This window comes from Sphingobacterium sp. 40-24 (genome assembly GCF_001899705.1).
Classification (GTDB): Bacteria; Bacteroidota; Bacteroidia; order Sphingobacteriales; family Sphingobacteriaceae; genus Sphingobacterium; species Sphingobacterium multivorum.
On the sequence record NZ_MKWH01000034.1, the window covers coordinates 229594 to 253494 of the forward strand.

The 23901-nt window shown below is 39.8% G+C and carries 23 protein-coding genes; 12 read left to right on the top strand and 11 right to left on the bottom strand.

Annotated elements, in window-relative coordinates:
* Positions 1-422: 422 nt before the first annotated feature.
* Together fabG and BGP15_RS12860 are read left to right on the top strand one after the other, a co-directional pair.
* The gene (gene fabG / locus BGP15_RS12855; protein WP_046675808.1) at positions 423-1166 is read left to right on the top strand and encodes a 3-oxoacyl-[acyl-carrier-protein] reductase; all 744 of its coding nucleotides are present in this window, start codon (positions 423-425) and stop codon (positions 1164-1166) included.
* Between the two features lie 274 nt (positions 1167-1440).
* On the top strand, positions 1441-2421 hold the full coding sequence (locus tag BGP15_RS12860; protein WP_201639401.1) for a LuxE/PaaK family acyltransferase: 981 nt from the start codon (positions 1441-1443) through the stop codon (positions 2419-2421).
* A 149-nt stretch (positions 2422-2570) separates the two neighbouring features.
* On the opposite strand, the gene ypfJ is transcribed toward BGP15_RS12860, so the two are convergent.
* Positions 2571-3440: a KPN_02809 family neutral zinc metallopeptidase gene (ypfJ, locus tag BGP15_RS12865; RefSeq protein WP_070569662.1), complete on the bottom strand. Its 870-nt coding sequence runs from the start codon at positions 3438-3440 to the stop codon at positions 2571-2573.
* 279 nt (positions 3441-3719) lie between these two features.
* Here ypfJ and BGP15_RS12870 point away from each other — a divergent pair, with 279 nt between their 5' ends.
* Positions 3720-4301, top strand: coding sequence for a PhnA domain-containing protein (locus BGP15_RS12870; protein ID WP_046675805.1), 582 nt, complete (start codon positions 3720-3722; stop codon positions 4299-4301).
* An 85-nt stretch (positions 4302-4386) separates the two neighbouring features.
* On the opposite strand, the gene BGP15_RS12875 is transcribed toward BGP15_RS12870, so the two are convergent.
* Both BGP15_RS12875 and BGP15_RS12880 read right to left on the bottom strand, forming a co-directional pair.
* Positions 4387-5313, bottom strand: a complete 927-nt coding sequence (locus BGP15_RS12875; RefSeq protein WP_070569659.1) for a polysaccharide deacetylase family protein — start codon at positions 5311-5313, stop codon at positions 4387-4389.
* A 268-nt stretch (positions 5314-5581) separates the two neighbouring features.
* Positions 5582-6145 carry a hypothetical protein gene (locus BGP15_RS12880; RefSeq protein WP_115048048.1) on the bottom strand — a complete coding sequence of 188 codons (564 nt, stop codon included), beginning with the start codon at positions 6143-6145 and terminating at the stop codon, positions 5582-5584.
* A 209-nt stretch (positions 6146-6354) separates the two neighbouring features.
* Here BGP15_RS12880 and BGP15_RS12885 point away from each other — a divergent pair, with 209 nt between their 5' ends.
* Positions 6355-6930 (top strand): NADPH-dependent FMN reductase, encoded by a 576-nt coding sequence (locus BGP15_RS12885; protein ID WP_286769740.1) that lies wholly within the window; start codon positions 6355-6357, stop codon positions 6928-6930.
* 33 nt (positions 6931-6963) lie between these two features.
* On the opposite strand, the gene BGP15_RS12890 is transcribed toward BGP15_RS12885, so the two are convergent.
* The gene (locus BGP15_RS12890) at positions 6964-7830 is read right to left on the bottom strand and encodes an aminotransferase class IV (protein ID WP_046675801.1); all 867 of its coding nucleotides are present in this window, start codon (positions 7828-7830) and stop codon (positions 6964-6966) included.
* A gap of 19 nt (positions 7831-7849) precedes the next feature.
* Positions 7850-8896 (bottom strand): RluA family pseudouridine synthase, encoded by a 1047-nt coding sequence (locus BGP15_RS12895; RefSeq protein ID WP_046675800.1) that lies wholly within the window; start codon positions 8894-8896, stop codon positions 7850-7852.
* An 18-nt stretch (positions 8897-8914) separates the two neighbouring features.
* Between BGP15_RS12895 and BGP15_RS12900 the strand changes: the two genes are divergently transcribed.
* From BGP15_RS12900 to BGP15_RS12930, 7 genes are all read left to right on the top strand, one after another.
* Positions 8915-9862 (top strand): 1-aminocyclopropane-1-carboxylate deaminase/D-cysteine desulfhydrase, encoded by a 948-nt coding sequence (locus BGP15_RS12900; protein WP_239468705.1) that lies wholly within the window; start codon positions 8915-8917, stop codon positions 9860-9862.
* Between the two features lie 188 nt (positions 9863-10050).
* Positions 10051-10614: an NADPH-dependent FMN reductase gene (locus BGP15_RS12905; RefSeq protein WP_046675799.1), complete on the top strand. Its 564-nt coding sequence runs from the start codon at positions 10051-10053 to the stop codon at positions 10612-10614.
* A gap of 78 nt (positions 10615-10692) precedes the next feature.
* Positions 10693-11271, top strand: coding sequence for a DJ-1/PfpI family protein (locus tag BGP15_RS12910; protein WP_070569652.1), 579 nt, complete (start codon positions 10693-10695; stop codon positions 11269-11271).
* A gap of 10 nt (positions 11272-11281) precedes the next feature.
* Positions 11282-11659 carry a hypothetical protein gene (locus BGP15_RS12915; protein ID WP_046675797.1) on the top strand — a complete coding sequence of 126 codons (378 nt, stop codon included), beginning with the start codon at positions 11282-11284 and terminating at the stop codon, positions 11657-11659.
* Positions 11660-11902: 243 nt separating this feature from the next.
* Entirely contained in the window at positions 11903-13972 is a 2070-nt protein-coding gene (gene ppk1, locus BGP15_RS12920; protein ID WP_046675796.1) for a polyphosphate kinase 1, read from the top strand.
* Positions 13973-14096: 124 nt separating this feature from the next.
* Complete coding sequence (locus BGP15_RS12925; RefSeq protein WP_286754395.1) at positions 14097-14777, top strand: M15 family metallopeptidase; 681 nt, start codon at positions 14097-14099, stop codon at positions 14775-14777.
* Positions 14778-14779: 2 nt separating this feature from the next.
* On the top strand, positions 14780-15670 hold the full coding sequence (locus BGP15_RS12930) for a helix-turn-helix domain-containing protein (protein WP_286769741.1): 891 nt from the start codon (positions 14780-14782) through the stop codon (positions 15668-15670).
* Here BGP15_RS12930 and BGP15_RS12935 read toward each other — a convergent pair.
* The 6 genes from BGP15_RS12935 to BGP15_RS12960 form a co-directional block, all read right to left on the bottom strand.
* Positions 15653-16360, bottom strand: coding sequence for an HAD family hydrolase (locus tag BGP15_RS12935; RefSeq protein ID WP_070569646.1), 708 nt, complete (start codon positions 16358-16360; stop codon positions 15653-15655). The genes BGP15_RS12930 and BGP15_RS12935 overlap by 18 nt on opposite strands.
* Before the next feature lies 1 nt (position 16361).
* A complete protein-coding gene (locus BGP15_RS12940; protein ID WP_204990742.1) occupies positions 16362-17351 on the bottom strand; it encodes a lysylphosphatidylglycerol synthase transmembrane domain-containing protein in 990 nt (329 codons plus the stop codon).
* Positions 17344-18294: a CDP-alcohol phosphatidyltransferase family protein gene (locus BGP15_RS12945; RefSeq protein WP_286769743.1), complete on the bottom strand. Its 951-nt coding sequence runs from the start codon at positions 18292-18294 to the stop codon at positions 17344-17346. Before BGP15_RS12945 ends, BGP15_RS12940 begins: the two co-directional genes overlap by 8 nt.
* Positions 18275-19159 carry an ATP-grasp domain-containing protein gene (locus BGP15_RS12950; RefSeq protein WP_231585333.1) on the bottom strand — a complete coding sequence of 295 codons (885 nt, stop codon included), beginning with the start codon at positions 19157-19159 and terminating at the stop codon, positions 18275-18277. Before BGP15_RS12950 ends, BGP15_RS12945 begins: the two co-directional genes overlap by 20 nt.
* A gap of 13 nt (positions 19160-19172) precedes the next feature.
* Positions 19173-19898: a nucleotidyltransferase family protein gene (locus BGP15_RS12955; protein WP_286769744.1), complete on the bottom strand. Its 726-nt coding sequence runs from the start codon at positions 19896-19898 to the stop codon at positions 19173-19175.
* 167 nt (positions 19899-20065) lie between these two features.
* Positions 20066-21394, bottom strand: coding sequence for an inositol-3-phosphate synthase (locus BGP15_RS12960; protein WP_070569637.1), 1329 nt, complete (start codon positions 21392-21394; stop codon positions 20066-20068).
* Between the two features lie 637 nt (positions 21395-22031).
* Between BGP15_RS12960 and BGP15_RS12965 the strand changes: the two genes are divergently transcribed.
* Positions 22032-23891, top strand: a complete 1860-nt coding sequence (locus tag BGP15_RS12965) for a CocE/NonD family hydrolase (protein ID WP_286769745.1) — start codon at positions 22032-22034, stop codon at positions 23889-23891.
* Positions 23892-23901 lie beyond the last annotated feature (10 nt).

Consider the following 23901-nt stretch of genomic DNA (forward strand, 5'->3'; position numbering starts at 1 on the left):
AAATACCATTGATTTATTAAAATAATCCTAAGTGAGCAATCGCTTACCGTAAAATTCTAAAAATGTTACCTTAAAACACTCCCCCACTCCAAGATAAACACCGGGTCAGCACACAATGTTTTTCTATTTTAAACCGTTATTTATCGAAAGATTTTGTGTTATAATATAGTTTTAACATTTTTGCAGAACGTCGATAGGCAATAGTGTACACGATGGCTAAAAAATAAGATCATTTATTCGCTCATATTATAGCATCGAGAAAAACACAAAGACTGTGGCATAACCAAGATAAACCTAATGGAAGCGAGTTCATGTATCGTGTTGAATTCCAAGATCAGACGGGCCGTGAGCGAAAGAAAGCACGAGGAAAATGGTCATAAATGCCATAGTGTAATTAATTGAAGAACAAATAACTTATACAGATGAAAATACTTGAAGGAAAAATTGCTTTAGTAACAGGAGCATCAAAAGGAATCGGAAGGAAAATTGCAGAAGTCTTTGCACAACATGGTGCTAACGTCGCTTTTACGTATCTTTCTTCTGTCGAAAAAGGACAGGCGTTGGAGCAGGAGCTTCAGGCTTTTGGCACCAAAGTGATTGGTTATCGCTCTGACGCTTCAAAATTTGAAGAAGCAGAACAATTGATCAATGCGATCGTCGCTGATTTTGGCGGATTAGATATTGTTGTCAATAATGCTGGTATCACAAAAGACGGCCTGTTAATGCGTATGACCGAAGAGAATTGGGATGATGTATTAAATGTGAACTTAAAATCTGTCTTTAACGTTACAAAAGCTGCTTCAAAAATTATGATGAAAAACCGTAAAGGTTCATTTATCAATATGTCATCCGTTGTTGGCGTTCAAGGAAATGCTGGTCAGGCAAATTATGCTGCATCAAAAGCTGGTATCATTGGGTTCACAAAATCGGTCGCTAAAGAATTAGGTTCTCGTAATATCCGTGCAAACGTAGTTGCTCCAGGCTTTATACGTACCGAAATGACAGATGTATTGGATCCTAAAGTCGTGGCAGGATGGGAAGCTGGAATTCCATTGAAACGTGCTGGCCAACCAGAAGATGTTGCCAATGCATGTCTTTATTTAGCATCTGACTTATCGGCATACGTAACCGGACAGGTTCTTCCTGTTGATGGTGGTATGTTATAAAAAATAACAGGCTTAGGTCAAGTTTTCTTACCTTGACCTAAGCCTGTTCTCTAGTTATGTTTTACGACGATCCCGATCTATCTACCCCTCTAACCTGGATATACCGGACAAAGACACTATACTTCTCCTTCTATTTACAGAATTTTCTGTCTCCGCATACCTGTATTGTTAATAATACCAAACATCTTCAATAGGCTTCTGATAAGAAGGAATCTATAGATCGCCTCCAATATTTACAAATTTTCGTTAATTTTGTCGATCAAATTTAAATGCTATGGCGAACTGGAAGGATTTTTTTGAAATTAAAACCGAGGATGATTTTAATCAGCATTGTTTAGATACCTACCAATTCCAGAGCCAGCATTGTAAGGTTTATCGTGACTATATCAGCCTCCTCGGCAGAGAAAAAGACCTTATTCAGCACTATACGGATATTCCTTTTATGCCTATTGAATTTTTTAAGACGCAACAGGTTATTGCTGAAGGAATGGAGGCTGAAATCGTATTCTCGAGTTCGGGTACAACGGGTATGGTCACCTCAAAACATTTAGTCGCTGACCTCCGTATTTACGAACGCACTTTCCGTCGGATTTTTGAAGACTTCTATGGTCCACTAAGCCATATCGCCGTACTGGCCCTTCTACCCTCATACCTTGAAAGAAGCGGTTCATCTTTAATCTACATGATTGATGATCTCATGAAGCAAAGTGAGCAGCCTGAAAGCAATTATTTTCTCTATAACCACCAAGAGCTTTACGATACACTTGTGGCGCTCAAAAATAAAGGCACAAAAACAATCCTTTTCGGCGTAACGTACGCCCTACTCGACTTCATTGAACAATACGCCTTTGAATTTCCTGAACTGATTATTATGGAAACTGGCGGAATGAAAGGTAAACGCAAGGAAATGGTCAAACAGGAAATCCATAAACTCCTGGAAGAAGCCTTTTCCGTCCATGGAATCCATTCGGAATATGGCATGACAGAATTACTCTCACAAGGTTATTCTTCAGGTCAGGGAATTTTCCATCTTCCCAAATGGATGAAAATCTTGATTCGCGACACCAATGATCCATTGAGCCTAATTCCCATGAATAAAACTGGTGGTATCAACGTCATCGACCTTGCGAATCGTTACTCGTGTTCATTTATAGCCACGCAGGATTTGGGTAAAGTATATCCAGATGGATCTTTTGAAATATTAGGACGTTTTGACCAAAGTGATATCAGGGGATGTAATTTGTTGGTTCAATAATGATCCAACATGATTCAGCACGGGTTTTGTGATGACCCTTTATATTCCCAAATAAATGAAAGCGTAGGTGGTGAAACACATAGGGCAATTTAATTAAACCACCTGTTCATGATGTGTGAACAGGTGGTTTTTCATTCGAAATATGATCTTTATTTCAGACTCGGATCTTCAAAGGTGTTGCCCGATCGCATATCCCCCGAATCATATCCCTTTTTAAACCATTCCATACGTTGAGCGGACGTACCATGCGTAAATGATTCAGGAACAGCATAGCCCTGTGCTTCTGTCTGTAATTTATCATCTCCCACTGCTTCGGCAGCTTTCATACCGTCCATAATATCATTATAATCGATTTTTATATCGGTATATTCATTGAGATAATGCGCCCATACTCCAGCATAAAAATCAGCTTGCAGTTCGGTCATCACAGAGATCCGGTTATTTTCGCGTTCACTCATTTGCCCACGGGCCTGATTGGTCTTTGGTAATAAACCCACCAACTGTTGGATATGGTGTCCAACCTCATGGGCAATTACATACGCCATGGCGAACTCTCCCTTCGCCCCGAATTTATCCGACAGTTCTTTACTAAAGCTCAGATCCAGGTAAATCTTTTGATCGCCAGGACAATAAAAAGGTCCGTAAGAGGCCTGTCCCATGCCACAACCATCCGTTTGTGTACCACCATCATAAAAAACAAGGGTAGTAGGCGTATAACTCTTCTGCATCTGCTCTTTAAACAGCTTTGCCCAAACATCCTCTGTACTTTGGAGTACAGTCAAGGAGAATTCGGTTAGCCTTTTTTCTTCAGGATTTAACTCACGTGGCTGCCCGGACTGTTCGGTTTGCGCCCCCATATTTTGAGCCTGCTGTAAGAGTTGACTCGGATCTCCACCCATCAAAAATCCAATGACCAAAACAATAATTCCACCAATTCCTCCTAAAGCAATTTTTCCTCCCCCCGACATTCCTCTGCGGTCTTCAAAATTACCACTTTGTTTACCTCCTTGCCATTTCATAGTATTTCTATATTACAGTTAATAATCTTTTCTAATGTTGGATAAACACAAATTCGGTACCAATGTTCTACATGAAGTAGATTTATTTGAAGAAAAAACTCATGCTACAATTTACATCATAGCTCGCTCATATCATAAATTTACCGGTAAGAAAAGATAGTCATTAGCAAAAACAATGCTTTAAAGGGACAAAAACAGGAGTTATTTCTCTAAGTCGTGATATTCGTCATTGTACATCAAAACAAATTTGGCTAAGTTTGGGCTTTCAAAAAAACTGACATGAAATTAGAAGAACAATTACAAGCGAGAGCTGGCGGAAAATGTGAGCTGACAGGCGAAGATGCCACTTTAATTGCTTATACATTACCACCGGAAATAACATCAAATTTGGACAATACTTTACTGATTTCAGAAACATTGGTCAATCAGCTCAACAAAACGGAGCAATTAAATCCGGACGATTGGAAATTCCTTCCAAATGCAATGTGGTCCGAGAACCCATCGGTACAAATTGTATGCTGGCGTATGTTAAACCGACTAAAAAATGAAGGTTGGGCGTCTGAAGCATTGGATATTCTATATTTAGACGATGAGACACTAGCTGAAGCTAAGAAAACTGGAGACCATGAAAATGACGGCTATGTTTCATTTCATGAAGATAGCATCGGGCAACGACTATTGGAGGGCGACACTGTTGTTCTGACAAAAACGCTTGATGTGAAAGGTTCCTCTTTAAAAGCGACTTTAGGTACCGTGGTTAAGAATATTAGACTGGTAGCAGACAATATCGAGCAAATTGAGGGAAAGATTGAGGGCCAAACCATCGTGATACTGACCAAATATCTCCGTAAACAAAATTAAAATAGACTTTTCGTCTAAATAATTAAGGCTTAAACTGGAGAACTCCCGTTTAAGCCTTAATTATTTAAATAGATACTAGTTGCCACTATTGCGGATAATTCCGCACAAATTCGAAACGATAGTTTGGATGTTGTTTGAGACTATCGATCAAGTCCGATAATAGCCGCTGCCCTTTTTTCGTTTGGTACATATTGTCATGAGTCAATAGCACAACATTGTTCTTTGTATAAGACGTACCTTTGCGGAGTAAATTCTTCATTTGGGTATACAATTGATTCACCGATAGGTCCGGTTTCCCCGTAACACCATTAATCTTCCACTCACAATCCCAACCAATTACTTTATAACCATTCTGGTGTAGTAGCTCGGCCGTCGAAGCCCCGCTTTTCAAATCAACCTTTTTGCGGTCTCCGATATACCAGATATTTCGCCCCGGCAGCCGCACTATCTTATGTGTTAAGCCCAGCGATTGCTCAGCAAGTTCAAAATCTTCAAAGGCCGTCTGCGCATTCGAATAGAACGTACTGTACTTATTATGTGCATGCCAGTAACTGTGGTTGTAACAATCTACTAATGGATTATTTTTATAACGTTCTGTAAAGCCGTGTAACTTCTTACTCATCTTGTCATGATTGCCAATCAGAAAAGCATTGATTTTAATGCCTTTTGCTGTCGCAATGGAATCAAGGTGCTGACTTCCATTTAAGGGTCCATCGTCAAAAGTGAGATAAATGTAACGTGGAGAAACAGTATCAGTCAACAATACCGTTGTATCTTTAGCTCCTTTGTAGTCCACATCTTCTTCCATTTTTGTAATGGTGTCTTTCCGTAGCGAATCTACTTTACTTATTGAATCCTGCACGGCAAGTAAACTATCCTTTTTTGGTGGCATAGAGTCAACAGCCCCCACATTTTGAACCTTATTTGTCCCACTTTGATTGCAGGAGTAAAATCCCAAAATAGATATACTTAACCCTACCCATACAACACCCGAATTAACTACTTTTCTCATTACAAAAATTAACTTACCATCACAATTATTTCACAAATACTCAAAATCATCTAAAATAAGCTGATTTCAGTCCCGTGTTGCGCAAAATTAATATATTTTTCATTAATAAAGCTGTTATGTTATTTAATTTATTGTGCATGGCACTCAAAGCGTCATGATTTCGCATGCCTCCAGCGCTACGAAAGCAGACCAGCTGTTATTTCCGGCCAAAAAAAAGGAACCTATGTTGATATAGATTCCTTTTTTATTCTGTTATTCAGCTACTCAATTAATCCCGATGTCTTCCGCCATGACCGTTACCTCGCCCGTGTCCATGTCCCTGATCATTGCCACGCCCGTGACCACCTTCGCGACCTCGTCCATAACCGCGGTCGTTTCCTCTATCGTATCCCCGACGCTCACCCCATGAATGTTCGCGGCTTACCCGACGCTCGCTTGCAAATGAATATCCACCACCATGATGACTGTCTCGAATGGCGACCTGCCTTCCCCGATAACCGCCATAACGGCTTCTGTAGCGATCGTGATGATGCCAAGGTGTGCGATCGTTGATTACTACTTTATGCACCCGATAAAAATCGTAATGTCTATATCGTCTCGGTAAACTTGCTCTTCTTATCCAGCCGCCGTTATCATAATAAACGTAACATCTCGCGGGTACATCGTAATACATATTGTATTCTGGCATATAATAATAACGCGCGTAATCATAACCCGCTGGTCCCCAACTAGGCTGACTTCCAATATTGACACTGATACTCACTTGCGCCTGTGCAGCTCCCGCCGTAAAAAGGCCTGCAATGATCGCCGCCGCATAAAACAATTTTTTCATAAGTAGCTCCTCCCTTAGTTTGTAATTTCTTCTTTACAATACGACAACAAACAGTATGCAAAAGATTAATGTTCAAATGTTAATTTTTGTTAACGCAACAATAAAAACCTCATTTTGAACAGGTTGAAAATAGTGTAATTCACAAAATACCCCAAACCTTTTTGAAGGATCCGTTGTTCAGATTGATAGGACTTTAATGAATAATTACCATGAGTATATATAACGTAGGCATATTTGTCGGCAGCTTGAGAAAGGAATCTTTCAATAAAAAGATCGCACAGTTTATCCTCGACCAGGAGGAATCGAAATTTAGCTATCGCATGATTGATATCGGCGATCTCCCCTTATATAATCAGGATTTTGACGATGCTGGTAACCCACCGGCTAGCTATACCCGTTTCCGTCAAGAGGTCGCGTCCTTGGATGCTGTGCTTTTTGTTACCGCAGAGTATAACCGTTCGATTCCGGCGGTATTAAAGAATGCGATTGACGTGGGTTCGAGACCCTATGGAAAAAATAAATGGGATGGTAAACCTGGCGCAATAATTTCCTCATCAACGGGAGTTTATGGGGGCTTTGGGGCCAACCATCATTTGCGTCAATTACTTGTCTTCGTCAATATCCCAACGATGCAGCAACCTGAAGCTTATCTGGGCGATATCGGCAGCTGTATCGGTCCAAGTGGAACAGTGGAATTAGCAAAAACCAAAGATTTTCTCCGCAGCTTTAAAACAGCATTTGAGCAATGGGCTGAGCGAATCATTCATACAAAAAGGCAGAATTAAGTTCTGCCCTTTTGTATGAATGATCAAATTAAACTAGTCTTGTTCATCACTGAGGTCATAGTTCCAATGCTGTAATTTTTCCTGTAAGATCCGCGATATCTTATTGAAATAGCGCTTTTGCTTATAGCCCATTACCCATTGTACCCCCTGTACAGCATTGGTACAGAAAATCTCATCTGCCCGTTTCATGATTTCGGGGCTTATCTGTGCTTCCACCACTTCTATACCTTCATCCTGTGCCATGTCCATGACTACCCGACGCATCACCCCTTCAATACATCCTTCGGATAATGCTGGTGTATAAAGCACCTTTTCATAATAGACAAAGATATTTGAAATTAAGGATTCACATAGGTAACCTTCCTGATTTAGAATTAACACATCATCAAAAGCCATTTTCTTTTTATAGATGCCAGCTAACACATAAATCTGCGCATTTAAAGATTTAATCTTTGAAAGATCGCTATAAGGTTTTTTGAATTCATTGTACAGCCCTACAATCAAACCGACCTTCTTATCGCGAAGATTAGGTTCTATGCGCTGCACCTGCAAAACAAAACCAGGTTTATTACTCGTCGGACTATACAATCCGCCACCAGATCTAAATACGATCAACCGGATACGAACCTGCTGTCCCAACATATTGTTTTTACGGATTAATTCTTCGGATCTCGAACGAATAAAAAATGCATCGAAAAGGTTTGCATCATCCAAATGAATCAACTCCATTCCTTTTTGTAAACGCTCGACATGAAAATTTAGAAAGCGGATATCACCATCCTTATACAACATCGTTTCGAACAGTCCGTCCCCATAACGAAAACCTCTATTCTCAATGCTAAATATTTCCTGATCTTCCGGCACTACATTGCCATTGAAATTGATATAGTTTGTTGGCATCTTAATTTTGTTCTAAATTTTAATCATGTTCTATAGCCATTGAATTTGCCGCATATCCGCGCCACTTTTCTAAAGCTAAACGAAAATCTTCCGGATATGGTACCTCAAAATACATATTTTCTTTTGTAGAAGGATGAATAAATCCCAATACTTGCGCATGAAGTGCTTGTCGCGGCAGCAATGAAAAACAGTTATCCACAAACTGCTTGTACTTTGAAAACACGGTACCTTTTAAAATCTTATCGCCGCCATACATGGCATCATTAAATAGCGGATGACCAATAGATTGCATATGCGTACGAATTTGATGTGTACGTCCCGTTTCTAATTGACATTCTATTAGGGTAACATAGCCCAGTCGCTCCAAAACTCGGTAATGTGTCACTGACCAACGCCCCTTGTCTTCACTATCATACATCGCCATGATACGTCTGTCTTTTAGATGACGTCCAATATAACCTGTGATTGTTCCGTCCTCTTTTAAATCTCCCCAAACTAATGCAATATATTTACGGGTAATGCTGTGATCGAAAAACTGCTTTGCCAAAAAGGCCATTGATTTTTCATTTTTAGCAATGACCAATAATCCGGAGGTGTCTTTATCGATTCGATGCACTAAACCCGGGCGATCGGAGTTTCCAGGTAGCTGTGGCAGCTGCTGTATATGATACGTTAATGCATTGACCAAGGTTCCTGTATAATTATTATATCCTGGATGCACGACCATTCCCGCCTCCTTATTCACGATCAACACATCGTCATCCTCGTATTTGATATCTAATGGAATGTTTTCAGGATAAACTTCGTTATCCCGTGGCGGATCAGGTAGCACTAATGTAATCACATCATCAGGTCTAACCTTATAGCTCGCCTTGATCTCCTTACCGTTAACCATGACAGAACCAGCTTCAATAGCATGCTGAATTTTGCTCCGCGTAGCATTTTCCACCCTGTTCATCAGATATTTATCAATGCGGAGTAATGCTTGCCCCTTATCCACCTCAATACGTAGATGCTCAAATAATTCCTGTTCTTCCTGATCTTGCGATCCAATTTGTTCTGTCATGCTACAAAAATAAACCAAATGAAACAATTTTCGTTAAATTTGTTTTCATTTAATGTTATGTTGCCGTTCAAAATCCATAGTCCCGAAACTGAATTGTGCCTTCCGGCCTGGGAGAAGAAGCATATTAAAGTAACGCTTAAGCGGGATGACCTCATACATCCGTTTATTTCGGGCAATAAATGGCGAAAATTAAAATATAATCTGGAAGAAGCAGTGCAGCTAGGGAAAAGCCATCTGGTTACATTTGGCGGGGCATGGAGCAACCATCTTTTGGCTACTGCTTGCGCCGGCGCTACCTTCAAGTTTAAAACAACTGCTTTTGTTAGAGGTGAAGAAGGGGTTAACAACCCTGTTTTAACGATGTGTCGTCTTTTTGGGATGCAGCTTATTTACGTCGACCGCGAATCTTACCGAAATAAAGAAAATTTATACGAGCGTTATTTTGGTCAGGATCCGACGACATTCTATATACATGAAGGCGGTTACGGTATGCTCGGAGCGAAAGGTTGCGCCGAAATCGTTGACGAACTCCAACATGAATATCAGCATATTTTTACAGCCTGTGGTACAGGAACAACATTAGCGGGAATAGGCAATGCTGTCGAAAAACGAGATCTATTTACCCATGTACATGGCGTTCCTGTTTTAAAAAATGGTGGCTTTATTCAAACGGAAGTCGATCAACTTTACCCCAACATCCCCCCGCCTATTTTACACCTTGATTATCATTTTGGTGGTTATGCCAAATCCAACGCCGACTTGCTCGTCTTCGTTCAACATTTTATAGCATCCACAGGAATAATGATTGAACCTACTTATACCGGCAAATTGCTCTATGCCGTGGATGACCTGATCAAAAAGGACTACTTTACCCCCGCCGATCAGGTACTCGTAATACATACCGGCGGACTTACAGGCCTACTTGGCATGTACGAACGTTTTAATTTTCTTGATCTACATCAATAAATAAAGCAGAACACCCCACAGAGACATTTGATTGACATTTATTCAGCAATTATATTGTAAGTTTGACCCGATTTAAAAATAAATCAAATCGAAAACATGCGAAAACCATGATTTTCCAAAGGTAACAGCGAGGCCAGTATGGGGTATTTTTAACCCTATGCAGCACCTCATAAATTAATGATATAAAGATGAAAATATTAGCATTTGCAGGCACAAGCAACAAAAACTCAATCAACAAAACATTTGTCACAAGTACTTCAAAATACTACAAGGAAGCCGACGATACCATCGAATTGCTAGACTTAAACCATTTTGAAATGCCGATCTATTCTTACGACAAAGAAGTCGAGTTGGGCATTCCTCAATTAGCGCATGACTTTGCAGCTAAAATGGATGCCGCAGATTTCCTGTTGATTTCTTTGGCCGAACATAATGGATCCTATACCACAGCTTACAAAAATATCGTTGACTGGGTTTCACGGATTCCTAACCGTAAATTATTCAACGGCAAACCTGTTTTCTTATTGGCAACTGCCCCTGGTCCAATGGGAGGTGCCACAGTTTTGAACACTGCTGTCAATCGAATCACTTGGGACGGTGCCGATATATTAGATTCCTTTTCTCTTCCCGAATTCCACAAAAACTTTGAAGAAGGTAAAGGTATTATCGACCCGACTTTAAGAAGTCAATTAGAAGCTAAAGTACGTAAAACAAAACGTGCACTTGCCGAAAAATTATCCGTTCAGGGTTAACAAAAGATTAACAAATAATCATTGTAAAAACCTCTTTTAATATGTAAATTGAAAACCTATTAAAAGAGGTTTTTTGATATGGCAAAAAAAATATTACTACTTGTAGGAGACTTTGTAGAAGACTACGAAGCAATGGTTCCATTTCAAGCAATGGGTTCTATAGGGATAACGGTAGATGCAATTGCTCCAGACCGCAAAAGCGGGGATGTAGTTCCCACAGCAGTACATGATTTCACTGGTGATCAGACCTACAAAGAATTGCGCGGGCATAATTTCGCAATCAATAAAGATTTCGACCAGGTAAATGTTGAAGACTATGACGGTCTATATATTGCTGGCGGACGATCGGCAGAATATATTCGACTCAACAAACGTGTTTTGGAGATTACGAAACACTTCTTTGAGCACAACAAACCTGTGGCGGCAATATGTCATGGTATCCAGGTGTTAACAGCTGCAAAAGTACTCGCAGGTCGTACATTGACAGCCTATGTTGCTGTAGGTCCAGACATCGAACTAGCGGGCGGCACATGGAAAAATATCCCTGCCGATCAAGCGGTCGTAGACGGAAATTTGGTCACCTCTCCTGCTTGGCCAGGACATCAGGCAATTTTAAAAGAGTTTTATAAGTTATTAGGTATTACTATTACAATTTAAGTGTTTTTTAATGAAGAAGAATAAAAGGTTATGGCTTTTGGTCATACCGATTTTAGTGCTGCTGGGTTTTATTTTAAAAGATAGCTTCAATCAGAAAAGTATTGAAGATTTACCGGGAGGTTTTAAGGAAGTCGCTTTCGTCAGAAATGAACAAAATAAAGGCGGTATCATACGCATCTATGCCGTTACAGTAGGTGACCTGTTGAACGCAGATTATACAGGCTGTCTTGACTTGATGCCTGTCAATGATTACGGAAGCACAACAACGGTGTATTTCTTTGATCGAAGCGCTCCTTATCCGACAAGCTTATCAATTGACACACCCCATTTTGACACGACAAAATACAAAGCTATTCAAATTTCCAAAAAGTACGGAAAGAAGAAATAGACGAAATCAAACATAATGACATGTCCCTCAAAGTCTGCAAGACTTTGGGGGATTTTTTTTCCATGCAGTGCACGACCTTGTAGCGGTTATTTCTAGGGAAGAAGAATGATGGCAAAAATGCACCTTAAAACGACGCTCGAAATACATCAACAAAAAATAACTTAATAATTCTTTAACACAAAAAAGTTCGATTATCCCCTGCAGAGCTATAGTTTTGCTTTTTAAATTTACGTATATTTAGCTATGGCGAAAAAATTTATTCCTAGAGACGTTAGTTGGTTGAGCTTTAATGGCAGAGTACTTCAGGAAGCTGCGGATGAGACTGTCCCTTTACCCTTAAGAATCAAATTTTTAGGTATATTTTCCAATAACCTCGATGAATTTTTCCGCGTGCGTGTTGCAGGTCTAAAACGGGCTATAGACCTCAAAGATAAAAGTGCCAATCAATCCTTCTATGAAGATCCTCAGCTTATCCTAGAAGAGCTCAATATCCGGGTCATCAAGCAGCAAAAGAAATTTGACAGTACCTGGAATCGTATCCAAAAAGATATGGCCAAACAAAATGTCTATATTAAGACCAGTGAGGAACTCAACCCCGAACAACAGAAGTTTGTGAGTGACTATTATCAGGATGACGTAGAATCGAACGTCATTCCGCTGATATTGGACGATGTGCGGCCTATGCCTTATATTCGGGATAAGAGCCTTTATTTGGGCATTGCGATGGGAAAACAGGAATGGCAGTACGAAACCAAATTTGCACTCATCGAAATCCCGACCAGTCAAAATGGACGCTTCGTCCAGTTGCCATCGCCAAAAGATGAAAAACACATCATACTTTTGGAGGATGTTATCAAGTTTAATCTTCCTCTGATATTCTCCTATTTCGGTTTTGATGTATTCAATGCACATGTATTTAAAGTCACAAAAGACGCCGAATTTGACATTGACAATGACATCAACACGACGCTGGTCGAAAAGATAAGCAAAGGGGTAAAAAACAGAAGAAAAGGTAAACCTACCCGATTTATTTTTGATCAAGAGATGGACCATAAATTGGTAGAATTCCTGATCAAGAAACTTAACCTTTCAAAAAAAGACAGCATCATTCCAGGACAAAAAATACACAACTTCAAACACTTCATGGATTTTCCCAATGTGTTTAAATCCTATAATCAGCCCTTGGAACGGACGTCCTTTCCACACCCCTATTTCAAGAACTACGAACGTGTAACGGATACTGTATTGAAAAAAGATGTGCTGCTCTCCTTCCCCTATCATGAGTTTAGACCGATCATTGATCTACTTCGTGAAGCAGCGATGGATCCAGATGTGAAAACCATCCAGATTACGGCATACCGCTTAGCCTCGAATTCAAAAATTGCAAATGCCCTGATTAACGCGGCCCGCAATGGAAAGGAAGTCACCGTGATGCTTGAACTTCGGGCAAGATTTGATGAAGAAAACAATTTGGACTGGAAAGAGAAACTTGAACTGGAAGGCATCAAGGTATTGACCGGTATCCCAAATAAAAAGGTCCATGCAAAACTATGCGTCATCAAAAAACGTATTGGAATGAAAACGATCCAGTATGGTTTTGTCAGCACAGGAAATATCAATGAAAAAACGGCTAAATTATACGGAGATTACTGCCTATTAACGAGTAATAGGGATGTTATTGCCGATATAAATAAGGTTTTCAATTACCTGAGACGTCCTAAGTCAAATCCGGCTGAAATTATCAAAAATTGCAAAAGTCTGTTGATATGCCCAACGGATATGCGCAGGGAACTTCTACACTACATCGATCAGGAGATTACCGAAGCCAAGGCTGGTCGAAAAGCATATATTATTGTCAAGGTAAACTCACTGAGCGATAAAGAAATGATTAAAAAGCTCTATGATGCCGCAACAGCTGGTGTCAAAATAGACCTTATCATCCGGGGAATCTACTGTGCAACAAATCAAAAAACCTTTAAATTGCAAATGAATGCCATTTCAATCGTCGATGAGTATTTGGAACATGCACGTGTGATGTATTTCTACAACGCTGGCCGAGAGCAGCTATTTATTTCCTCGGCAGATTGGATGACAAGAAACTTGGATCATCGCATCGAAGCAGCGGTCAAAATAACAAGTAAAAAAATCAAGGAAGATTTAAAAGAAATGCTTCAGATCCAGCTCAATGATAATGTCAAGGCCCGTATACTCAACAATTCACTGAGCAATCATTACGTTGAGAATAAAAAGGCGCCATGCCGTTCGCAGATTGAAATATACAATTATCTGAGAAAAAAATTAGCGGATCATTAGTGGGCTGTTGATCAATACGAGCACAAATTGGTCAATAAGCTGAATTCAAGATCATTCTTGTCATTACGAACGAGAATAACGTTTTATATTATATTAATTAAGACACAAGTTGTATCTTCATTCCATGAAATTTAACTTGTGTCTTATATTTGCCTTAAGCCTTTCCACGCTTTCTCTCAGTGCGCAGGAAAAGACCATGCCTTCAGATTTTGTATACGTCAAGGACATTATTCCAACAATAAGTTTAGAAATGCGTTATTTTGGTAGCCACAACTTCACCGGAAGGCCAATTCAAGGTTATGAAAAACCAGTCGCTATTTTAACGAAGCGCGCAGCGCTAGCACTGCAGCAGGTCGAGAACCATTTAAATAAAAAAGGTCTTGGCCTGAAAATATTCGATGCCTACCGTCCGCAACGTGCTGTTGACAACTTTAAAACATGGTCCTTAAACACCAAAGATACCATCGCAAAAAGGGAATTCTACCCGCTTATCAATAAGAAGAACTTGTTCAATCTAGGCTTTATTGCCTCCAAATCAGGCCACAGCCGTGGCAGTACAGTCGATCTAACGCTCATTAGCTTAAAAGATCATAAGGAGATTGATATGGGTGGACCTTTTGATTTTTTCGGCGCAGTCTCCCATCATCACTATGCGCATCTGACCGTCCAACAGAAAGAAAACCGGAAGATTTTAAAAGAAGCGATGGCTAAATTTGGCTTCAAAGCTTATGATAAGGAATGGTGGCATTACACTTTGCAAGATGAACCTTATCGTAAAACCTATTTTGATTTTATCGTAAAATAAACATGTCTGTAAAGGAAACTCCCATCAAAAACAAGGGTTTTTATGTCTTTCATTTTAAGGGCAACAAATCGAAACCTGTCTTTAGTTCCGAGCAGCAGCAGATTTTAACAAAAGGTGACCTCTATTCGCTCTGTTTAATAAAAAAAGGTGAGACTTCCTTCATGATTAATAATGAACGGGTACAAGTTGCTCAAAATCACCTATTGTTAACCAATCCATCCTCCCGAGTGAATGGCTCTTCGGTCGTCAAATCTTGGGATTGTGAGGTATATTTGATTTTCTTTACGCTGGATTTTAGCTTCAAACTGGATTTTCAAGAAGATTTCTTCGAGGTCACCAAAAAATCTCTTGCCTTAAGTGACAGTTACATCTGGTCGCTATCGAACCAAGATTCGATCAACTTATCTAACTTATTTAAACAGTTTATTCATTACGACCGACAAGACTCTAGCTACCTTTTCCAACATCAGATTATTAAGTCATTAACAGAAATATTATTTTGTGAAATAGCCCGTCTAGGAAGCCAAAATATGCGAAATACACCCGCTATTCCCTCCCGGAAAAGAGAGATTCTGGCCAATTTCCATTTGCTATTAAAAAAGTCGTTTCATAAAGAACACATGGTGCAATTTTATGCGATGGAACTTGGCATCACAGCGAAACACCTATCGGTGATTACCAAGGAACTAACTGGAAAATCAGCAATAGAACTTATTCAGAACGTTTTAGTGGAGGAAGCAAAATCATTACTTTGCCAGGGGCTTCCTATCGGAGAAATTGCAGTGAAATTACATTTCTCGGATCAATCTTTTTTTGGTAAATTCTTTAAGCGAAATGTTGGAATCTCGCCTAAAGAATTTCGTCAGAATCTCTACTTAAACAAAGTCGATTAAATCGAAGATGCTTGTAAATTGCTGGTCTGCAGCTCCAGTATCCTGCAATTTATCCTCGCCCCAAGTCTGCCCTTTCAACCATAAGGTTTGGCAGCCAACCGCTTTGGCAGGTACCATATCTTTACTATAGGAATCACCCACCACCAATACCTCTTGTGCAGGAAGTCCTATTTTAGTTACACCTAAGGCATAAATGGCAGGATCAGGTTTGCGCACACCGACGACAGCCGACTCCACAACTTCCTGAAAATAAGACAGAATCCCAAAATCATCAAGGACCGATTTTAAATTACCATAAAAATTGGAAACCATGACAATCGGATATTTTTCATGGAGTGAATTTAACAGTGGTTTTACCTCTTCAACCGTATTCTTCGCCAATGAATAACCGTCAAAGGCTATTCTATGCGCTAATGATCGGTCTAAGTCGTACCCTGCAGCAATAAGATAATCAAATTGCACATTGAGCTTTGCTTCAAGCACTTCCAAAAAATTAAACTGCGGTTTAATAATAGGTTGTAAAGCCATCTGACGTTCCGCGTAGGTATAGGCCTCCTGAAAAGCGTTCAAATTTACGGGAACCTGATATTTTTCATAACCCGACCAGATAACAGCTCCCCAGTGGCCGCCATTGGTGTCTAAGGTTCCACCATAATCAAAAATAATTCCTTTAATATTAAACTTATCCATGTTATTTCTTTTTTACTAAACTCATCCACCCCAAACCGATCATAATCCACACAATTTCCCTAATTCGTGTCACAACACCCATAAAAATACCGACTTTCGCAGGCAATCCTATACTCATTACGGCCATTGCCAATCCACCTTCCCGGGTTCCCAACTGCATTGGAAAGAAAAAAACAAGATTGGCAAATAGGGAAGATCCTGAGCTAATGATCATAGCATCAATAAAATCAATATTGATATCTAAAGCCAAACCAATAAAATAAATCTCAAAACAGCCTACAACGCGTGCTACAAATTCCCAAAAAAGCGCCGTATAGAAACGATCACGACGATTTTGAAAGAGGTTTTTCACCTGTTGATCGACGTCATTCAAAGTTTCATATTTCGTATCCAGTACATCACCCACTTTCTTGCCTACCAAAGGCAGTTTAGACAAGGCTTTCAATAGTGAAACGGTAATTCCCTTCTTATAAAATTTTGTAAATAGCCAAGTACAGATGATAGCCATTACAAAAATCGCAGCACAGGCCACATTGACCATCGTGCTAGCAGGCACAAACCAAAGAATTAGAAAAACAGAAGCGACCCAAAATAAAATATGCGATAGGATGTGCATGACACCGTATAACAGCACAGATGAACCTGCCTTCGAACCACCGACATAGTTTTTAAGCTCCATAATACGATAAGGCTCCCCTCCTAACGCAACAAATGGTGTTATATAATTGATGGCATACCCCGATATTGTCAATTGTAAGACCTTCCAAAAAGGGACGTTTGTCTGTGGCAATTCCGGTTCCTGAATAATTGCCTTAAATGCCATAGCATTCATCCAGTAGAGTACTGCCCAGCTACCAAGTACAGGCAGAAACCACCAGCCAATATTTTCAAGGTTGTTCCAAATCTCATCAATTCCCATTGCATGAATCATATAGGCCAGTGTACCTATACCGATCAGCATAAAGAGCACTTTATAGATTTTGCTACCCATAGGTTGGATCATTTGTTAATTTATCAACAAAATAGCCACTTACCTTTTCTTGTCGGTTACACATATAGATCAATATCGGATTTAGGACAAACATGTCAAAGAAAAAGTAAATCCAAGGTTGGCCGATAAACAACCAAACAAATAGGAAAATCACCCTTGTATTGAACTGTACAATATTTGTATACTTCATCAATGGTTTATTTTGAGTTCTAAAGTCGACCATTAATTGTTTTGGCAATTCGTCTTTATAGCGACTTTTCACTAGGCGCAGTAGCTTTTGCAGTTTTGGCGAAAGCTTTTCCTGGTTTCGTGTATAGCCCATATAGCCATTTAACACAAATTTGCTGAAAAAATTCTTGCTCCAGGACAAGGCATCGTAGTCAACTTTCAAATCACGTGTATTGTCCAGCTCACTTCCAGCTTTACCTTTTATAAAATACAAATGCACGTTACGATAATAATCAGCCATTGCTGACTGAAGCATATGCGATACACCTGCAAGCACACAAAATACCCATAGCCATTGTGGCCACCCCTCGTTAATACTGCGTAAACAGATCGCAATATGAATAGAAGCAAACCAAAAATCGCCAGCAAAACCATCCAAGATACGACCAAAGCGACTTTTATTGTCCGTCATTCTGGCCAGCTGTCCATCGGCACTATCTAGAGAATTGGCAAAAACCAATAAAAGCATGCCGATCACATTAATCCATAACGCCGGGTAATAGAATAAAATACCCGCCGCAACGCCAAAGAAAATACTAATAATGGTTACAGCGTTGGGTGTAATACCAATTTTTGCACAGACTTGCGCAATGCGATAACCTATAGGTCGATAAAACCAAATATCAATTCGTTCCTCAGTATCATTAGATTTTAAAGATTGTTCGAATGCACTCAAATTATCTTCTTCGATTACATTAACTTGTTCTTTCTGCATTGTGGTTCTTTTCAGTAAATTTATGGTAAACCATTTGAGCAATGGCCTCTGCAGCCTCTGCCCGACAAGGCGCAAAACTTGGCCAGTCATTTAAGTCAATAATATGGAAGTCTCCATTTGCATCAATAATCACGTCGCCGCCGTAGATATGTACATCCAGGACTTCTGCCGCACGATTAGCGACTTCTTTTAGCTTGTCGAGATCAAAAGGAAAGTGTACGACCTCATCATTAATTTGTTCATACAAATCATATTTGTGATGATTGTGTTCATAGGGGTAAAAATAAAAAAAGAAATCCGTTCCCCGCACCGCATAAAATTTTAGTAGGTCTCCGGCAAGATGTTCAGAAATCACCGCCTCTTTAATCCCGCGGAGCGCATATTCATTCAAGATATGTTGCGCTTCTTTCAGACTAGCGGCAAAAGTAACATCTTCTTTATGAATGGCGTGAAAGTCGCCACGTTTGATCCACACACCCTTTCCTTTCAGTTTCTCAAAAATAGATTGAATATCGGCAACCGTAGAGATCACGATACTTTTCGGATAAGGAACTCCACCTTCCAAAAGCTTAAGGGTCATATTTTTCCGAAAGCAATTTTCAATTCCAAATCCAGAATTCAAAACATTGACCCCATTATTTTGAAGAGATTGCAACTTTTTCACTAAAGTCTTTGTTCTCCCCATAGTCAGAATATTATCCTGCTTCACGGATGCTGAAGACAAAAATTCATCCTCGTTACAAAGCTCTACCGAGGCACCTTTTTCAGTCAGTTTTAAAACTACTTCATTGAATATGGCGGCATCATTCCCCACATGGTTGGGTGAAAAGCGATTTTTTCGAGTTACGCCTAAAATAGAAATCATATCGCTCATTTTACTAACTAACCTCCTCACTCAAAAATTGTTCTGCGACAACACGATCTTTTAAATGATCAATATCGACCACCTTTTCAAATACAAATGCTTCTACTTGTAAATCGTTTTCCAATAGAGCACGCTGAAAATTACGCATTCTGGAATTACCTGCTTCGACGGAGCTCAACGCACAGTCCATCGCCGCCTGACGAAAGCAGTAAATTCCCCCAGAAACGTACTTCGTTTTGGCGGTTGCCGTATCCAAAAAAGCTTCCACCCGAAGCTGCGAATTGGTGTTCACATAGAGCGGACTCTCATCGTCAACAAAAGGAGTTACAGCCATAAAAGCATCGGCCTGTTGATGTTGCTGAAATGCTTCTAAATAGGCATGAAATTCATGTGGCCTAAAAACCGTATCTGTTGTGGTCAGACAACAGGACGACCAATCGGGGTTGTTTTTGACAAGCAAGGCAAAACTATGCAATGAACTTGCAGTATCTTCCTCTATAAGCAGGATAGGTAATTCAAACGTCGTTTTTTCCAAAAACAATTTCAGCTCCGGAGATTGTTTATTGATAATAACATGAACTCTTTGCGCTCCTTCTTTAACAAACACGCGAATCAATCGTTCAATTAATGGAACTCCATGTAATGGTAGCAAGGGTTTCGGTAAATTGAACCCCTCTTTTCGCAATCGAGAACCTTCTCCCGCCGCTATAATTGCAAATTCCATTTCTTCTAATTGCAAAATAAAATCATTTATAAAAAAGCAAAACCCCCGTCACTATCTCAGCGTTCGTAAGCGCAAAAGTCTACAGAGGGTTATATCACAAATCTTCAATACCGTAAAGATGTTGAAGAAAAAGGGGAAAAACTGTTTTTAGACAATTGTTTCCCCGCTCTTATTAAGTTAGCTTATTGAATACTATCGACTAGCTCCTGGTAATAATCCAGTCCTAAATGTGTGATTAAATCTTCACCCATAATGTGACGCAATGTATTTTGCAATTTCATCAATTGTTTGAAGATATCGTGTTCAGGAGGCAATCCTGGAGCTGTTTGAGGCGACTTCAAGTAGAATGACAACCACTCTTGAATACCCGACATGCCTGCACGTTGCGCCAAGTCAATAAACAAAGCCAAATCCAAGGCAACCGGTGCTGCTAAAATTGAATCGCGGCATAAGAAATTGATTTTAATCTGCATTTTGTAGCCCAACCAACCGAAAATATCGATGTTGTCCCAAGATTCTTTATTATCACCGTGTGGAGGATAATAGTTGATACGTACTTTATGGTAAAGGTCACCGTATAACTCAGGGTTCTTTTTCGCATCTAGAATTTCTTCCAATACCGATAATTTAGACACTTCTTTTGTTTTGAAATTTTCAGGATCATCCAATACTAATCCGTCACGGTTACCTAAGATATTCGTCGAAAACCAACCTTCAACACCCAAAGCTCTCGCTTGAAGACCAGGTGCCACAATTGTTTTCATCAATGTTTGACCTGTTTTAAAATCTTTACCTGCAATTGCTACACCATTTTCATGCGCCAACTCAACAATCGCTGGAACGTCACATGTTAAATTTGGTGCACCATTGACATACGGAGCGCCCTCTTTCAATGCCGCATAACAATAGATCATACTCGGTGGAATACGTTGATCATCATTATCTAACGCTTCCTCTAATTTAGCTAAGGTTGAAAAAGCTTCGTTTGTCTCAATATAACGCTCTGTAGATCCACACCATACCAAGACAATACGGTCTAATCCGTTTTTCTCTTTGAATTCACGAATATCACGTTGTACAGCATCTGCCAATTCACGGCGAGTTTTTTCAGATTTGATGTGCGTTCCGTCCAAATTTTTCACAAAATTACGGTCAAACACAGCTTTCATCGGTTGGATAGCCTCCAATTCAGCCTTAACAGCATCCAATTGACCTTGCTCCAATACCTGTGCTTTTGATGCAGCCTCATATACGTTATCTTCGTATACGTCCCAGCCACCAAAAACAACATCTTCCAGTTTTGCTAAAGGGACGAAATCTTTAATTAATGGATTTCTGTTCTCAGTGCGTTTACCCAGACGGATTCTGCTCAATTGAGAAACAGATCCGATTGGTTTTGAAAAACCTTTGTTTATAGATGCCACACCAGCGATTAATGTTGTAGCCACAGCACCTAATCCCGGAATAAGAATACCCAATTTTCCATTGGCATCTTTCACTTGTTGTCCCATATTAATTCTATATACTTAAATTGTTATTTAATTGATGTATTATGATAAAATAATTCTTAAAATTAGCTTAAAAAAACATATTTCATACCACCCCGCACTTAATTTATAAAATCGTGACAAATAGCGATACGAAGCCCATTCGAAACCTTAAGAAATAATCCGAAAATGAATTATTATTTAGTATTCTACTAGTCCATCTAACTGGAATTTAACGTTTTTAGCTAAAGTTGTTAACCCAAAAAACAATTGTCCTTAATTTTACTCAATATATCAAGATTCGAAAACTAATCCAAATTCAATCCAAAAAAAGTTTTTCTTTCTTAAAAATTGGTCAATTTTTCTTTTTCTATTTCCCATAAATATGACAATAAAATTGGAAAATGGTTTTAGTAGCACTAACTTTAGCCTAAAATCTAAATACAGGCAATGAGTCTATCGTTCAATTTATAAACCAACAGCATTTGACCTGCGCATTGTTATTGGATAAATGGTCTGCCAATCGGTAGCGCGATGACAAATTTAACGGTATCCCCTATAGCCTAAGGTGCATAAGAGTATCCATAACATTGCAACGAACGAAACCAAGTGTAAAGTAGAGTTTTACACCAAAGAATGTACTGAACAAATAATTATCTGAATGAAAAATACAATTTCGTGCCTAACTTTGGCGCTTTTAAGCGCAAGCCAGTTACATGCTCAAACCGCTGCCGACTCGGCTTATGTTAGAGATCATTATGAAAAGACCGAAGTAGCAATCCCCATGCGAGATGGGAAAAAATTATTTACTGCGATCTACAGTCCAAAAGACAAATCGAAGAAATATCCAGTTTTGCTCAATAGAACGCCCTACACGGTTTCTCCTTATGGACAAAACGAATACAAAAAAAGCCTGGGCAACTTTCCGACGATGATGCGTGAAGGCTATATTTTCGTCTACCAAGATGTGCGGGGCAAGTGGATGAGCGAAGGTGAATTTGAAGATGTACGTCCGACCACCTACAGCAAAGACAAAAATGCCATCGATGAAAGTACAGATACCTATGATGCGCTTGAATGGCTACAGAAAAATCTCAAAAACTATAATGGCAAAGCCGGACTCTATGGGATCTCCTATCCAGGCTTCTATTCTACCGTTGGATTGGTCAAAACGCACCCGAGCTTGAAAGCGGTCTCCCCACAAGCTCCGGTAACAGACTGGTATATCGGCGATGACTTCCACCATAATGGCGTACTGTTTCTTCAGGATGCATTCACCTTCATGTCAACCTTTGGTGTCCCGCGTCCAAAACCCATCACCCCAGATCAATTCAAGAGCAAAATTCAGATTAAAGAAGCCGATAAATACAACTTCTTTTTAGAAGCCGGAACAGCATGGGAACTGAAGGAAAAGTATTTTGGTGACTCCGTACAGTTTTGGAATGACCTGTTTAAACATCCCGACTATGATAATTTTTGGAAGTCGCGTGTGATCACCAATTCTTTACAGGAGGTAAAACCAGCGGTGATGGTCGTCGGTGGTTTCTTTGACGCGGAAGATGCTTATGGAACATTTAAGACCTATCAATCGATTGAGGATAAAAGTAAAAAAAACAACTCGATTTTAGTCGCGGGACCTTGGTATCATGGCGGCTGGGTTCGTGCAGAAGGAAACTATTTAGGTGATATCCAATTTGAGAAAAAAACCAGCGTTACCTATCAGGAACAATTTGAACAGCCTTTTTTCAAATATTATCTAAAAGATGAAGGGAACTTCGCACCATCGGAAGCGAACATTTTTGTCTCTGGAAGCAATGAATGGAAACATTTCGAACAATGGCCACCCAAAAATGTAGAAACAAAAAAACTATACTTCCAACCTCAGGGGAAACTTGGATTTGACAAAGTTCAACGTACAGATTCTTGGGATGAATATGTCACTGACCCCAATAAACCGGTTCCGCACCAGGGTGGGCTAATCCAAAACCGAACGCGGGAGTATATGGTAGATGATCAGCGTTTCGCCGCTAGTCGCCCTGATGTCATGGTTTATCAAACGGAACCGTTGACAGAAGACCTGACTATAGTTGGCCCCATCAAAAATTTCCTTAAGGTTTCTTCAACAGGTACAGATGCAGATTATGTTGTCAAACTGATTGATGTCTACCCGAACGATGCAGCAAGTTATCAAGGAAAAACAATGGCTGGATACCAGATGATGGTACGTGGTGAGATCATGGCCGGGAAATACCGAAATGGTTTTGAAAAAGCGCAGGCCCTGACTCCAGGAATGGTCGAAAAGGTGAATTTTGAAATGCCAGATGTTGCGCATACGTTCAAAAAAGGACATCGCATTATGGTTCAGGTACAAAACTCCTGGTTTCCGCTGGCAGAACGAAATCCACAGGTGTTTTTAGCGCCTTATACAGCTACCAAAGCTGACTTCCGTAAAGCCACACAACGTATTTTTCACGATGTGAACAATGCCACGTACATCGAATTTTCTGTCCTCAAAGATTAACGGTTAAATT